The following is a 13,615-nucleotide window of genomic DNA, read 5'->3' as shown; positions in this document are numbered from 1 at the left end:
GCATCGAGCCAGCGCGCGTCAGTCGCCCGCGCTGTCAACCGCCTGGCCTGCCTGATAAAGTTCGCGCCGCTGCGCAGCGGCTTCGGCCGCTTCGCGCTCGCGTTCCATGGCCGCTTCGCGTTCCATCGCGTCGACATCGAGCCCTGTGGCCCGGCCGAGCGATTTATACGCTTCTATCTTGCGCCTTTCCAGTTCGGCGCGTTCCGCTTCCAGCGCATCCTTGCGCTGCTGGTTGGCAATGTTCGACTGGCGGATCTCTTCCTCGCTCCGCCCTTCCGCGAAGGTCGAGATATAGGTTACCTCAGGCGCATCGGGCGGGCGAAAATGCGATTCCTGCGACAGCAGCGCGAGCCCGGTTGCGGGGATCGCGAAAGACACTGCCAGCAGCGGCCAGCGATAGGGACGCGGCTCGCGGACATAGTCCCACAGATCGGCAAACCCGGCCTTGGCATTGAAACGTGTCTTGAGACGCATGACGCTAAAGATAGGGGCTTTCGATGAATGGCGCCAGTATTGGCTAACCGAATGTCGCGTATAGACTGCGCCCGTGATGGCGCAGCCAGTGGTTCGCCATATCGATATCGTCTTCGTAAAGCTTGCCGAGCAATGTGTGGAAGGCGGTCGAATGGTCGAAATGCACGAGATGCGCGACTTCGTGCGCGACGACCGAGCGCCGAATGGGGTCGGGAGCTTGAACCAAGCGCCAGTTGAAGCGCAATACGCCTTGCGAAGAACAACTGCCCCAGCGGCGGCGCGCGCGGCTCAGCCTGACTTCGGCAGTTTCCAGATCGCCGCGTGCACAGTAATGAGCCGCCTCCTCCGCGAACAAGCGCAGCGCCTCGCCCTCGAGCCAGCGCTGAAGCCGTTTGCCGAGCGTTTCCTCCGGCCCGCCCAATGTGAGCATTCCGCCGTTGAAGTCGGCCTTTCGCGGCGCATCTCGGCGCCAGTCCACGCCGATTTCCGCGCCCCGGTACAGCAGCTTGCCCTCACGGGCGGGATCGCGCCGTTGGGGCAGCCTGGCAAGCTCGTCGGCGAGCCATTCGCGCCGGGCATGGGCGAAATCGACCGCCTCGGCGCTGCGGCACCAGTGGGGCAGGGTGATGCACACCGCGCTGCCATCGGGCGCCAGCCGCATGGTCAGCCGCCTGGCGCGGCGATTGCGGGCGAGCTGGATGGGCAGTTCGCGCCCATCCAGCTCGATCACCGGCTCCTGCGCTTCGCGGCGGAGCCAGTCGATCATGCCGCCGCCTCGTCGTCGTGCTCGTCTTCGTCCCAGTCGACGACATGATGCTCGAGCGGGCCTGCCATGTCCTCGCTCACCACCCGGCCCACCACCGAAATTCCGGCGCGCACAACCCCCTCGCGGTCGCCGGTCAGCAAATGATGCCAGCGCGGCAAAGGGAGCCCATCCGCTCGTCGGCGATAGGCGCAGGTAGAGGGCAGCCAGCTTACATCGTCAACGATTTTCAGCGTGAGCCTCAGGCAGTCGGGCACGAAGGCCTTGCGATGTCTATAATCGGTGCAGCGCGCGGTTTGTGTATCGAGCAGTCTGCACGCCACATTGGTGTGTTCGATCTCGCCCGTATCCTCATATTCGACCTTGTGCAGGCAGCAGCGCCCGCAGCCGTCGCACAGGGCTTCCCATTCCTCGGCGTTCAGATCGGCCAAGGGCCGTTCCCAGAAGCGGTCCCTCAACGCACCCATTTTTCCAGCTCCGCCGCGACTGCTTCCGGACCTTCGTCGGTCGGCAGCATGGCCAAGGGCTCTCCTTCGGGGCCGAAGAGGTAGGTGATGTTTGTATGGCCGACCAGATAGCCCCCATTGTCCTGCTTCTCGCCGATCGAATAGGTTGCGGCGAATGAAGAGGTGATCCGATCGAGCTCTTCCTTCGTGCCGGTCATGCCGATCAGGCGCGGGTGGAAATTATCGGTGAATTCGGCGAGCACTTCAGGCGTGTCGCGTTCCGGATCGACACTGATGAACAAGGGTTGGATCTTGGCGCCGAGCTCCGGATTGGCTTTCTCGAAGGCTTTCAATCCCGCCATGGCGCGCTGCGTGTCGACCGGACAGACATCGGGGCAAAAAGTGTACCCGAAATAGAGCGTGCGGTACTGGCCGGTGAAATCGGCCCAGCTTACGGGCTGGCCGCCTTCGCCAGTCAGCGTGAAATCGCCGCCGATGGCCGCACCGGCCAGAGGTGGTTCGGGGGGTGTTTCCGCTTGGCAAGCTGTCAGCATGAGAAGGGCGGCGATCAAAGGAGTATGGTTGCGGGGCATGGTGTGAGGGTTCATGGTCTGCTAACCGGCGCTCGACAAGAGCTAGTCAGCCATAGAATTGCGGATAGTAGGGGCTTGCACACGGTGAAACGTTTCGTGAAATTTTCTCTGTTGGCCGCGCTGGCCGGATCGCTGATTGCAGGCCCGGTCCATGCGCAGATGCAGCGCGACGGGTATAAATTCCTCGAGGCGGTCAAGGAGCGCGACGGCACGCAAGTGACCGAATTCCTTTCCGAACCCGGCAGTGTGCTGGTCAATACACGTGATGTCGTCAGTGGGGAAACCGCGCTGCATATCGTGACCCAGCGGCGCGATGCGGTGTGGCTGCGTTTCCTGCTGGCCAAGGGCGCCAATCCCAACATCGCCGACAAGAACGGGACCACGCCGCTGCAACTTGCTTCCCAGTTGGGATTTACCGAGGGGGTCGAGGTGTTGGCCGAAGGGGGCGCCGATGTGGACGTGCCCGACAGCACGGGCGAAACGCCGCTGATCGCCGCGGTGCACCGGCGCGACAGCGGTCTTGTCCGGCTGTTGATCGACAAGGGCGCGAATGCCGACCGGGCCGATAATTCGGGGCGCACCGCCCGCGATTATGCGATGTTGCTGGGCGCGCGTTCCAGTATGCTTGAGGAAATCGAGCGGGCCGAGGCCGAGCGCGGCGACAAGGCGCAAGCCTATGGGCCGAGCTGACCGATGGAGGTGGAAGACCTTACGCTCGACGAGCTGCGGCTCGCGCTTGCTCCCGGCATTGCGGAGGCGGCGGTGTTCGATGGCTGGAGCAATGAAGCACTCGATATGGCTGCCGATCAGCTTGGCGCCGATCGCGACGTCGCCCGACTCGCCTTCAAGGACGATGGCGCCATGGGCATGATCTGCGCGTGGATCGAAACCATCGACCGGCAGATGGCGATCGACCTGCCTGCTGAAAAACTCGCCGAGATGAAGATCCGCGAACGGATCCGCAGCCTGATCCAATATCGTCTCGATGCGGTGGCGGATTTGGAGGAATCGCTGCGTCGCGCGCTTGCGATCATGGCCATGCCTCAGAATGCGGCGCGGGCGCTCAGGACCGGCTGGAGCAGCGCCGACGTGATGTGGCGGCTCGCCGGGGACACCGCGACCGATTACAACCACTATACCAAGCGGGCGATTCTCGCCTCGATCTACGGCGCGACGCTGGCCATCTTCGTCGATGATGAGAGCGAAGGGAAGGCCGAAACCAGAGCTTTTCTGGGCCGCCGGATCGACGGCGTGATGAAATTCGAAAAGGCTAAGGCGAAATGGCTGAATCCCGAGCGGGAATCCTTCAGCATGTCGCGCTTCCTCGGGCGGCTGCGATACCCAGCGCGTTAGGCCGCTATTGATAACCAGTTGCAACAAGCGTCGACATCTGACAGGGCGGCGCGTATGACGCTCGATGGGTTCGAACACGACAAGGCCGCGCGAATCGTTGCGGTGGACTGGGCCGTGCTGGCCGAGGATGAAGGTAAGCGCCTGAAGGCGCTGGGGGTGGACGAGGGGGCAGAGGTCGCCATCGTTCATCGCGGAGTTTTCGGCACACGCGATCCGCTGGCGCTGCGTATCGGGCGGATGACCATCGCTCTGCGCCGGGCGCATGCGCTCGCCATCGAGGTCGAGCCGCTATGAGCCGCGAGGACCCCGTGAAGCGCCACACAGCCGCCCTGGTTGGCAACCCCAATGCCGGGAAATCTGCGCTGTTTAATGCGCTGACAGGTGCGCGGCAGAAAATTGCCAATTATCCTGGTGTTACGGTCGAACGAAAGGCGGGGCGGCTGGCCCTGCCCGATGGCGATAGCGTCGAACTGATCGACCTGCCGGGCTCCTATAGCTTCGACGCCGCAAGCCCCGATGAAGACGTGACCCGCAAGGTCGTGCATGGCGAATTCGAAGGGGAGGCGATCCCTGAGGTGATCGTGCTCGTCCTTGATGCCTCCAACCTGGAACAGCATCTCGTCTTCGCGCAGGAAGTTCTCGAACTGGGCCGGCCCACGGTGGTCGCGCTCAATATGATCGATCTGGCCGAACGCGACGGGCTCACGCTCGATCCTGACGCTTTGTCAGAGGCTTTGGGCGTGCCGGTGGTTCCCACGGTGGCCGTCCGGCGTCGCGGACTGGAGGAACTTGCCGCAGCGATCGCCGAAGCGGAAGCGCATGCCGACGAGGACGCCCACAAACGCTGGCACATCACCTTGCCCGAACGCAGGCTGGCGGCGAAGCATATGGCGCGCGCCGCAACCCTGTCCAAATCGACTCGTCATACGGTCGAAAACGGCATCGATCGTGTGCTGCTCAATCCATGGATCGGACCGGTGATCCTGTTCGGTCTGCTGTTCGTAATCTTCCAGGCGGTTTTCGCCTGGGCGACACCTTTCGCCGATGCGCTGGAAGGCGGTGTCGGGGCTATATCGGGCGTGGTCAGCGCCAGCCTCCCGTCCGGTTTCGTGCATGACTTCCTCGTCGAGGGCGTTCTGGCGGGTGTCGGTTCGGTGGTTGTCTTCCTACCACAGATCGTGATCCTGTTCTTCTTCATCCTGCTGATGGAGGCGAGCGGATATATGGCGCGCGCGGCCTTCCTGATGGACCGGCTCATGGCGGGTGTGGGCCTCAGCGGGAAAAGCTTCATTCCGCTGCTTTCCAGCTTCGCCTGCGCCATTCCGGGCATCATGGCGACGCGCTCGATCCCCGATCCCAAGGACCGGCTGACGACCATACTGGTCGCCCCGCTGATGACCTGTTCGGCGCGGCTGCCGGTTTATGCGGTAATCATCGCCGCTGTGATTCCGCAGACCACGATCGGTCCGGGGGTGGGGTTGCAGGGGCTTGTCCTCTTCGCCCTCTACATCGCCGGTATCCTCGGTGCGATGGTCGTCGCGCTGGTGCTCCGCCACACGGTGACAAGCGGGGCTGCGAGCGGCTTCATCATGGAAATGCCGCGCTATCAGCTTCCGCGTTTGAAGGACCTCGTGATCGGCCTGTGGCAACGCGCCTGGGTCTTCCTGCGCCGCGCGGGCACGATCATCTTCACGGTCACCATCGTGCTTTGGCTGATGCTGAGTTTTCCCAAGGCGGAGCCGGGTGAGAGCCAGATGGATGCGAGTGTCGCGGGTATGATCGCCGATGGGCTGCATCCGGTACTCAAGCCGATCGGCTTCAACCGCGAGATGAGCCTGGCACTGGTGCCCGCCATGGCCGCGCGCGAAGTCGCCGTTTCGGCGCTCGCCACGACCTATGCCGTCGATGCCGAGGATGAGGATCTGGCCGCCGAGGGCGTGACCGACCGGATCGCCGAATTGTGGAGCCTGCCGACCGCGCTCGCTTTCCTTGCCTGGTTCGTCTTTGCGCCGCAGTGTATTTCGACGATCGCGGTCGCCCGGCGCGAGACCAATGGCTGGAAATGGCCAGCCTTCATGGTCGGCTATCTTTTCGTACTGGCCTATGTGTTCGCGGGGCTCACATTTTGGATCGCGACGGCTCTGGGCTTGTAGCCAAGCTGATCCACTGCGGGGGAAACTCGGCAGGAACCCTAGAAGCGACTCGAAGCCTCGGTTAGGCCCTTCGCCAACAGTTTACGAAGGGACGATTCGATGGCCGGTAGCCTAAACAAAGTCATGCTCATCGGAAACCTGGGCGCCGACCCGGAAATCCGCAGCTTCCAGAATGGCGGCAAAGTTTGCAATCTGCGGCTCGCCACCACCGAAACGTGGAAGGATCGCAATACGGGTGAACGCCAGGAACGGACCGAATGGCACACCGTGGCGATTTTCTCCGAAGGTCTGGTGAGCGTTGCCGAACGCTTTCTGCGCAAGGGGAGCAAGGTCTATGTCGAAGGCCAATTGCAGACCCGCAAGTGGCAGGACCAGTCGGGTAACGATCGGTACTCGACCGAAGTTGTGCTGCGCGGTTTCAACGGGACCCTGACCATGCTCGATGGTGCATCGGGCGGCGGCGGTGGCGGGGGCCAGCGCGGCGGCTATGGCGGCGGGGGCGGAGGCGGCTCCTACGGCGGCGGTTCCTCCGGTGGCGGCAATGATGGCGACTGGAATCAGGGCGGCGGCGGATCGTCGGGCGGCGGCTCGGGCGGTGGCTCGAATTATGACGACCTCGACGATGATATTCCGTTCTAAGGCGCGCACTCCAAATGACGCGTGCGTTTCTCATTGCGATTGTGATCGCAGCGGCCTTCTTCCTTTTCGGGTGGAAGGCCGCTTGGTTTCTGGCCCAGGATAGCTGTCTCGATGCAGGTGGGCGCTGGGGCGGGCAGGAGTGCGAAGGTCTCCCGGTTACCGGCTGACCCCTAGCCCAACTTCAGCGCCGTCAGCGCGTCGGCGAGCGGGCCGCTTGGCGCAAGGTCCTCGTCGCTCGCGATACCGGCCTGCTTTCTTGCTTCGTCCGCGCCCGGGCCTTCGCGATAAGGGTCGATTGCAAGCGCGAGTGTTTGCGCGATCGCTTCGCCGAGGTCGAAAGTGTCGCCCTCATACTCGATCTCGTCCAAATCCTCGCTGTCGAGCTCTATTTCCTCGTCGGGGGCGTAGTCTGGCACCGATCCTGCGGGCACGAACCTCAGCGTTAGCGGCTCTTCGACGTCGTAATTCAGCTCTTCACCGGTGATCGCGCATGGCTGCTCGATGCTTGCGAACAGCTTTCCATTGGCGAGCACGGCCTCGTCTTCGGTGCCGAACTCGACCTGCGCGGAAAGGCTCGGGATCGACGTGACTCCAAAACGGTCAGCCAGTGCGGAACGTTCGGCCTCGCTCGCTTCCACCACCATTGCTCCGGCGGGCAGGGCGCGGGGTTTGACCAGTCGGCTGAGTTCGGGCGCGCTCATGCCGCGATCTCGCCTGCGCGCAGTTTTCCGACGTCGGTGCGCTCCAGCCGCGCATGCAGCGCTGCGATGCGCTGCACCAGCGCCTCGGCTTCGTCGGGCTGGGCCATGGTGACATTGCGACGCACCGCCTCGACCAGCACTTTGGGATCGGTGCGCAAGGCTTCGCGATAGGCGCCGATGCGCCCGTTCAGGCTTTCCATCAGCGCATTGATCTTCTTGCCCACGGTGGGATCGCCGATACCGGCTTCGCGCATCTGGCCTTCCATATCCTCGACGAACAGTTCGGTCAGCCGAGCGGTGCTGGCCTCCATGTCGCCTTCGTCTTCCAGCCGCAGCATGACCAGTGTCAACACCAGCGTAATCATGTCGTAGCGTCCCTCGATGCTGTCGGCGACGCCGCACATGCGGTACCAGTCGGGATCGCGGGCTTCGGCCACGGTGCGATGCCACAGCCCGCGCCATTCCTCGCGCGGGTCGGTCTGGGTGCCGAAGAGGCGGGCGAATAAGGACACGTTTCTACTCCGTTCAGCGGCAATACAGGCCGCGATCCCCAAGCGTCCCCCATTGCCGAGTTGCATGGGCAGACGCTTTCGGATTAAGGCGTTGCCCGAGCATATAGGCAGGGGGTCGCCCGCGGCCAAGCGCCTGCCGACAGACGGAGATTTGCTGTTCCCATGAACAGGTCGAAAATTCTGGGCCTTGCCGCCATCGGCGCGGCGGCCATCGCAGCAAGCGGCTGTACCGCGATCCGCGAACCGCGGGGATATATCATCGATGCAACATTGCTGCAGACGGTCCAGCCCGGGATCGATAACCAGCGCAGTGTCGAGGGCACGCTGGGCCGCCCGACTTTCGAAAGCCAATACGGCCAGCCCACCTGGTATTATGTGTCGAGCACCACCGGGCGCAAACCTTTCGTTCGCCCACGTATCCGGGAGCATTCGGTCCTCGCGGTGAAGTTCGACGAGGCGGGCAATGTCGTGTCGGCGGAACAGACGGGTATCGACAAGGTCGTCTATCTGAGCCCCGATGGCGACGAAACGCCCACGCTGGGCCGCGAGCGGACCTTCCTCGAGGACCTGTTCGGCAATATCGGCGCGGTTGGCGCGCCGGGCGCTGCAGGCCCCGGATAATAAGGCCCGGCACACACGGCTTGATCCCGGCTTCGCGCGCCCCATATCGCGCGGCATGAGTTCACAAGACGATCGCCACGGGCTGACCCAGTGGCATTCCACCACGATCATCGGCGTCAAGCGCGGCGATAGCACTGTGATTGCCGGGGACGGACAGGTCTCCATGGGCAATACGGTAATGAAGCCCAATGCGAAAAAGGTTCGCCGGATCGGCGAAGGCGGCAAGGTCGTCGCCGGATTCGCCGGTGCTACCGCCGATGCCTTCACCCTGTTCGAACGTCTCGAAAAGAAGCTCGAACAGCATAACGGCCAGCTTCTGCGCGCCGCAGTCGAGCTGACCAAGGACTGGCGCATGGACAAATACCTGCGCAATCTCGAAGCGCTGATGATCGTCGCGGACGAGGAAAACCTGCTGGTCCTTACCGGCAATGGCGACGTGCTCGAACCCGAAGGCGGTATCGCTGCGATCGGTTCAGGTGGGAATTACGCGCTCTCGGCCGCCAAGGCGCTGGTCGACTATGAGGACGATGCGGAAACCATCGCGCGCAAGGCCATGGCAGTCGCCGCCGATGTGTGCGTGTTCACCAATGGAAATGTGACCGTCGAAACGGTCTGAGGAACTGATGGAAAATCTGACCCCCAAGGCCATCGTCGCCGCGCTGGACGACCACATTATCGGCCAGAAGGATGCCAAGCGCGCGGTTGCCGTGGCGCTGCGCAATCGTTGGCGGCGCCAGCGGCTCGGCCCCGAGCTGCGCGACGAGGTGACGCCCAAGAACATCCTGATGATCGGCCCCACCGGCTGCGGCAAAACCGAGATCAGCCGACGCCTGGCGAAGCTTGCCGAAGCGCCCTTCATCAAGATCGAAGCGACCAAGTTCACCGAGGTCGGCTATGTCGGCCGCGACGTCGACCAGATCGCCCGCGATCTGGCGGAAGAGGCGATCCGGCTCGAAAAGGAACGCCGCCGCGAGGCGGTGCGCGAGGCTGCCAGCGAGGCGGCGATGGAGCGCCTGCTCACTGCGCTCGTCGGTGACAATGCCAGCGAGGCGACGCGCGAGGCGTTCCGCCAGCGCATCGTCGAAAATGCGATGAACGACACCGAGGTCGAGATCGACGTGCGCGAACAGCCGGGCCAGCAGATGGATATTCCCGGCATGCCCGGCGGCGTGGGCATGATCGATTTGAGCGACATGCTCGGCAAGGCGATGGGCAAGAGCCCGATGAAGCGCCGCAAGCTGAAGGTACCCGATGCCTGGGACCGGCTCGTCGACGAGGAAGCCGAAAAACGGATGGACCAGGACGATGTCAATCGCGTCGCGCTGGAAAATGCCGAGACCAACGGCATCGTCTTCCTCGACGAGATCGACAAGATCGCCGTCTCGGACGTGCGCGGTGGATCGGTCAGCCGCGAAGGCGTGCAACGCGACCTGCTGCCGCTGATCGAGGGCACCACGGTCGCCACCAAATACGGCCCGATGAAGACCGACCACGTGCTCTTCATCGCTTCGGGGGCATTCCACGTCGCCAAGCCGTCGGACATGCTACCCGAATTACAGGGCCGCCTGCCGATCCGCGTCGAACTGCGCGCGCTGACCGAGGAGGACTTCGTGCGCATCCTCAAGGAAACGCGCGCCAACCTCGTCGAGCAATACACAGCGCTGATCGGCACCGAGGACGTGACGCTCGACTTCACCGAGGATGCGATCGCCGAGGTCGCCAAGCTGGCGGCGCGCGTCAACGAAACCGTCGAGAACATCGGTGCCCGCCGCTTGCAGACCGTGATGGAACGCCTGCTGGAAGACATCAGCTTCGAGGCCGAGGAGCATGAGGGCGAGACGATCACGATCGACGCAGATTACGTGCGCGAACGGCTGGAGACGCTCGTCGGCGACGCCGACCTGAGCAAGTATATTCTCTGATGACCGGCCCGGTGCGCAATGGCCGGGCGATGATCGCCGCCATGGCACCCCGGCTCGACCCGCGCAGTTGGCGCTTCGTCCTTGTCGCGCCCGACACCGCCCCGCAATTGCTCGGTGCGGCGACCGGCACGTTTCGCGAGGGTGAGAGTGTGTCCGCGATCATACCGTCACAGCTAGCCGATGAACTAGGGATCGAAGGACCCGACTTCGCGCACATCACGCTGATGGTCCATTCCGACCTCGAAAGCGTCGGGCTCACCGCCGCAGTCGCGAGCGCGCTCGCCGATGCCGGGATCGCCTGCAACATGGTCGCGGCTTACCACCACGACCACGCCTTCGTGCCTGCTACCCGTGGCGAGGAGGCTCTCGCTATTCTCGAAAGGCTATCCTCCGATCAGGGGTGAGGTGCCAACCCGCTTTCCACGCCGGTCTTGTCGGTCAGGGCAAACTTGTCGACCAGATCGGCACTGGCACGGTTGAGCCCGACGACTTTGACGCTGCGGCCGTGGCGGCGCATGCGTTCGACCACCTTGTCGAGCGCTCCGATCGCCGAGATGTCCCAGAAATGCGCCTTGGACACGTCGATCACCACGTGATCGGCGGGGTCCGGCATGGCGCCTTCCGGGCCGAGAGCAGCTTCGAAGCGTTCGACGCTGGCATAGAAGATCTGACCCTTGGCACGGTAGACGGCCTTGTCGCCGTGGCGTTCGCGCACGACCTCGAACATGGTCATCACCTTGTGGGTGAAAAACACACCCGACAGGATAACCCCAGCCAGTACGCCGAGCGCTAGATTGTGGGTGGCAACCACGACCACGACAGTCGTGACCATCACGACCGAAGACTGCCACGGATGCTTGGACAGGTTGGGAATCGAATTCCACGAGAAGGTGCCGATCGACACCATGATCATGATCGCCACCAGCGCGGGCATCGGTACCTGGCCGACCAGATCGCCGAGCAGCGCCAGCAGGATCAGCAGCGAAAGGCCCGCCGTGAAGGTCGACAGACGTCCGCGCCCGCCACTGGTCACGTTGATGACCGACTGGCCGATCATCGCGCAGCCGCCCATACCGCCGAACATGGCCGCGACGATGTTGGCCACGCCTTGGCCGCCGCTTTCGCGGCGCTTGTTCGAGCTGGTATGCGTCATGTCGTCGACGATCTGCGCGGTGAGCAGGCTTTCGAGCAGGCCCACGGCGGCCATGGTCGCCGAATAGGGGGCGATGATCGCCAGCGTTTCCCAGGTCCGCGGAACATCGGGCAGGGCGAAATAGGGCAGGCCCTCGGGCAGCTCGCCCATGTCGGACACGGTGTTCACCGGCGCGCCGAGCCAGATGGTGAGAGCGGTCAGCACGATGATCGCGATCAGCGGGCTGGGCACTGCGGTGGTCAGCTTGGGGATCAGGTAGATCATCGCCAACGCGGCGGCGACCATGGCATAGGTCATCCAGCCGATGCCGTCGGCGGTCGGGTCGAGCTGCGGCAGCTGCGCCATGAAGATGAGAATCGCGAGCGCATTGACGAAGCCGGTGATGACGCTGCGCGAGACGAACTGCATCAGCAGGTCGAGCCGCAACAGTGCGGCCAGGCCCTGAAACACGCCCATCAGGATGGTTGCGGCGAAGAGGTATTCGACCCCGTGGTCGCGCACCAGTGGAACGACGACCACGGCTACCGCGGCAGTCGCTGCCGAGATCATGCCCGGCCGTCCGCCGGTAAAGGCGATGACCATGGCTATCGCGACCGACGCGTAGAGGCCCACGCGCGGATCGACGCCGGCGATGATAGAGAAGCCGATGGCCTCCGGGATCAGGGCGAGGGCGACAACAAGGCCCGCCAGCACATCGGCACGGATGTTGGAGAACCAGTCGCGGCGAATCGCGGCGCGGTCGAGCATGGGGTTTGTCCTGTCTGATCTGGAAAAACGCGCATGAGACGGCGCGCGAAAATTCGCTCGCCCTATGGACGATGTTGCATTGCAGCACAAGACCGGGTCGTCAGGGGCGGGCGAGGGGGACACGTACTCAGTTCATTGTTTCGGTGGGTGTGCCTTTTTCGGCCTGCTGTCTGGCCCACATCTCGGCATAGAGGCCACGCGCTGCGAGCAGTTCCCGATGGGTGCCGCTTTCCGTCAGACGTCCATGGTCGAGTACGAGGATACGGTCGGCATCGGCAATGGTCGACAGGCGATGCGCGATGGCCAGTGTGGTGCGATCCTTCGATACACGTCGCAAGGTCGCGAGAATTTCCTGTTCGGTCCGGCTGTCCAGCGCGCTGGTCGCTTCGTCGAGCAGCAGGATCGGCGGGTCCTTGACCAGTGTGCGCGCGATGGCAACGCGCTGTTTTTCTCCGCCGGATAGTTTCAGCCCTCGCTCGCCGACCTCGGTATCGAACCCTTCGGGCAGACGCTCGATAAGCGGCAGGATCGCTGCCGCGCGCGCTGCCTGTATGACCCTTTTGACATCCGCGTCGTCACGACCATAGGCGATGTTGTAACCGATCGTGTCGTTGAACAGCACGCTGTCCTGCGGAACGATACCGACCGCTCGCCTCAGGCTGGCCTGCGTGACCTGCGTTATGTCCTGTCCGTCGATCAGGATGCGGCCGCTCCATGGATCGTAGAATCGGAACAGCAACCGTCCGATCGTGCTCTTGCCGGCGCCCGATGGGCCAACGATAGCCACATGACTGCCAGCAGGCACCTCGAAGCTGAGCCCGTGCAGGATCGTGCGTCCATCTTCATATCCGAACACCACTTGATCGAACACAACGGTGGGCTGTCGCACCACCAGGCCTGGGGCACCGGGTGCGTCCCGCACTTCGGGCTCCGTATCGATCAGGCGGAACATTTCGGCCATGTCGATCAGCCCTTGTCGAACTGTGCGGTAGACCATGCCGAGCATATCGAGCGGACGGAAAAGCTGGAGGAGATAGGTGTTCACCAGCACAAGATCGCCTGTGGTCAGCACGCCCTTGCTCCATTGCCAGACGGTAAACCCCATTGCGCCGCCCATCAGTAGGTTCATGATGACCGCCTGGCTGATGTTCAGCAGGCCGAGCGAGTTTTCCGACCGGACTGCGGCCTCGGCAAAGGCCCGCGCCGATTCCGCATAGCGCTCGCGCTCGCGGGCCTCGGCTCCGAAGTATTTGACTGTCTCGTAATTGAGCAGGCTGTCGACCGATCGGGCAAGGGCCGTCCCGTCGAGCTCGTTCATTTGTCGCCGCAAGTCGTTGCGCCATTCGGTGATTTTGCGCGTCACATAAATATACAGTGTCACGGCCAGCGCGGTTGCTGCCACGAGTTGCCAACCGAAGTTGATATAGAAAATGATGCCGACTGCCGTCAGCTCGAGCGCGGTCGGGGCGATGTTGAACAACAGGAAATAGAGCATGATGTCGATGCTCTTGGTGCCGCGATCGATCGTCTTCGTAACC

General features: G+C 63.3%; 18 protein-coding genes (1 of these 18 cut by a window edge). 10 read left to right on the top strand and 8 right to left on the bottom strand.

All coding sequences use genetic code 11. The annotated features are described in order from the left end of the window. Positions 1-18: 18 nt before the first annotated feature. Genes DVR09_RS13910 through DVR09_RS13895 form a run of 4 tightly spaced genes read right to left on the bottom strand, consistent with a single transcriptional unit; the run spans position 19 to position 2,276 of the window. Entirely contained in the window at positions 19-474 is a 456-nt protein-coding gene (locus tag DVR09_RS13910; RefSeq protein WP_115417557.1) for a hypothetical protein, read from the bottom strand. Positions 475-517: 43 nt separating this feature from the next. Continuing rightward, positions 518-1,240 (bottom strand): M48 family metallopeptidase, encoded by a 723-nt coding sequence (locus DVR09_RS13905; RefSeq protein WP_115417556.1) that lies wholly within the window; start codon positions 1,238-1,240, stop codon positions 518-520. Then, on the bottom strand, positions 1,237-1,704 hold the full coding sequence (locus tag DVR09_RS13900) for a YcgN family cysteine cluster protein (protein WP_115417554.1): 468 nt from the start codon (positions 1,702-1,704) through the stop codon (positions 1,237-1,239). Before DVR09_RS13900 ends, DVR09_RS13905 begins: the two co-directional genes overlap by 4 nt. Beyond that, a complete protein-coding gene (locus DVR09_RS13895) occupies positions 1,692-2,276 on the bottom strand; it encodes an SCO family protein (RefSeq protein WP_115417553.1) in 585 nt (194 codons plus the stop codon). Before DVR09_RS13895 ends, DVR09_RS13900 begins: the two co-directional genes overlap by 13 nt. 96 nt (positions 2,277-2,372) lie before the next feature. Between DVR09_RS13895 and DVR09_RS13890 the strand changes: the two genes are divergently transcribed. The 6 genes from DVR09_RS13890 (at position 2,373) to DVR09_RS17400 (ending at position 6,588) form a co-directional block, all read left to right on the top strand. Next, positions 2,373-2,966 (top strand): ankyrin repeat domain-containing protein, encoded by a 594-nt coding sequence (locus DVR09_RS13890; protein WP_234041466.1) that lies wholly within the window; start codon positions 2,373-2,375, stop codon positions 2,964-2,966. Between the two features lie 3 nt (positions 2,967-2,969). Further along, complete coding sequence (locus DVR09_RS13885; protein ID WP_115417551.1) at positions 2,970-3,629, top strand: COQ9 family protein; 660 nt, start codon at positions 2,970-2,972, stop codon at positions 3,627-3,629. Positions 3,630-3,683: 54 nt separating this feature from the next. Beyond that, the gene (locus tag DVR09_RS13880; RefSeq protein WP_115417550.1) at positions 3,684-3,923 is read left to right on the top strand and encodes a FeoA family protein; all 240 of its coding nucleotides are present in this window, start codon (positions 3,684-3,686) and stop codon (positions 3,921-3,923) included. Beyond that, positions 3,920-5,782, top strand: coding sequence for a ferrous iron transporter B (feoB, locus tag DVR09_RS13875; RefSeq protein WP_115417548.1), 1,863 nt, complete (start codon positions 3,920-3,922; stop codon positions 5,780-5,782). The genes DVR09_RS13880 and feoB overlap by 4 nt, the downstream gene beginning before the upstream one ends. A 99-nt stretch (positions 5,783-5,881) precedes the next feature. Further along, positions 5,882-6,421 carry a single-stranded DNA-binding protein gene (gene ssb / locus DVR09_RS13870; protein WP_115417546.1) on the top strand — a complete coding sequence of 180 codons (540 nt, stop codon included), beginning with the start codon at positions 5,882-5,884 and terminating at the stop codon, positions 6,419-6,421. Positions 6,422-6,435: 14 nt separating this feature from the next. Further along, on the top strand, positions 6,436-6,588 hold the full coding sequence (locus DVR09_RS17400; RefSeq protein ID WP_174223758.1) for a hypothetical protein: 153 nt from the start codon (positions 6,436-6,438) through the stop codon (positions 6,586-6,588). 3 nt (positions 6,589-6,591) lie between these two features. Here the strand turns inward: DVR09_RS17400 and DVR09_RS13865 are convergent, their stop codons facing one another. Both DVR09_RS13865 and DVR09_RS13860 read right to left on the bottom strand, forming a co-directional pair. Next, positions 6,592-7,122 (bottom strand): YceD family protein, encoded by a 531-nt coding sequence (locus DVR09_RS13865; protein ID WP_115417544.1) that lies wholly within the window; start codon positions 7,120-7,122, stop codon positions 6,592-6,594. After that, positions 7,119-7,634: a ubiquinol-cytochrome C chaperone family protein gene (locus DVR09_RS13860; RefSeq protein ID WP_115417985.1), complete on the bottom strand. Its 516-nt coding sequence runs from the start codon at positions 7,632-7,634 to the stop codon at positions 7,119-7,121. The genes DVR09_RS13865 and DVR09_RS13860 overlap by 4 nt, the downstream gene beginning before the upstream one ends. A gap of 162 nt (positions 7,635-7,796) precedes the next feature. Here DVR09_RS13860 and DVR09_RS13855 point away from each other — a divergent pair, with 162 nt between their 5' ends. The 4 genes from DVR09_RS13855 to DVR09_RS13840 are packed head-to-tail and all read left to right on the top strand — an operon-like array spanning position 7,797 to position 10,581. Further along, positions 7,797-8,255, top strand: coding sequence for an outer membrane protein assembly factor BamE (locus DVR09_RS13855; protein ID WP_115417543.1), 459 nt, complete (start codon positions 7,797-7,799; stop codon positions 8,253-8,255). A 55-nt stretch (positions 8,256-8,310) separates the two neighbouring features. Next, positions 8,311-8,871: an ATP-dependent protease subunit HslV gene (gene hslV / locus DVR09_RS13850; RefSeq protein ID WP_115417984.1), complete on the top strand. Its 561-nt coding sequence runs from the start codon at positions 8,311-8,313 to the stop codon at positions 8,869-8,871. A gap of 4 nt (positions 8,872-8,875) precedes the next feature. After that, complete coding sequence (gene hslU, locus DVR09_RS13845) at positions 8,876-10,177, top strand: ATP-dependent protease ATPase subunit HslU (protein WP_115417541.1); 1,302 nt, start codon at positions 8,876-8,878, stop codon at positions 10,175-10,177. Beyond that, complete coding sequence (locus tag DVR09_RS13840; protein WP_115417540.1) at positions 10,177-10,581, top strand: ACT domain-containing protein; 405 nt, start codon at positions 10,177-10,179, stop codon at positions 10,579-10,581. The genes hslU and DVR09_RS13840 overlap by 1 nt, the downstream gene beginning before the upstream one ends. Here DVR09_RS13840 and DVR09_RS13835 read toward each other — a convergent pair. Together DVR09_RS13835 and DVR09_RS13830 are read right to left on the bottom strand one after the other, a co-directional pair. Continuing rightward, the gene (locus DVR09_RS13835) at positions 10,572-12,077 is read right to left on the bottom strand and encodes a SulP family inorganic anion transporter (RefSeq protein WP_115417538.1); all 1,506 of its coding nucleotides are present in this window, start codon (positions 12,075-12,077) and stop codon (positions 10,572-10,574) included. The two genes, DVR09_RS13840 and DVR09_RS13835, sit on opposite strands and share 10 nt — an antisense overlap. A gap of 127 nt (positions 12,078-12,204) precedes the next feature. Next, positions 12,205-13,615, bottom strand: the 3' portion of a protein-coding gene (locus tag DVR09_RS13830; RefSeq protein ID WP_115417537.1) for an ABCB family ABC transporter ATP-binding protein/permease. The gene runs 410 nt beyond the window's last position; 1,411 of the gene's 1,821 nt are visible here — the last part of the coding sequence; the start codon falls outside the window, past its right edge — the gene reads right to left on this strand; its stop codon occupies positions 12,205-12,207.

It is taken from the genome of Erythrobacter aureus (assembly GCF_003355455.1).
GTDB lineage: Bacteria > Pseudomonadota > Alphaproteobacteria > Sphingomonadales > Sphingomonadaceae > Qipengyuania > Qipengyuania aurea.
The sequence above is the reverse complement of the archived record's forward strand: the minus strand, read 5'-3'. Positions and strand labels throughout refer to the sequence as shown.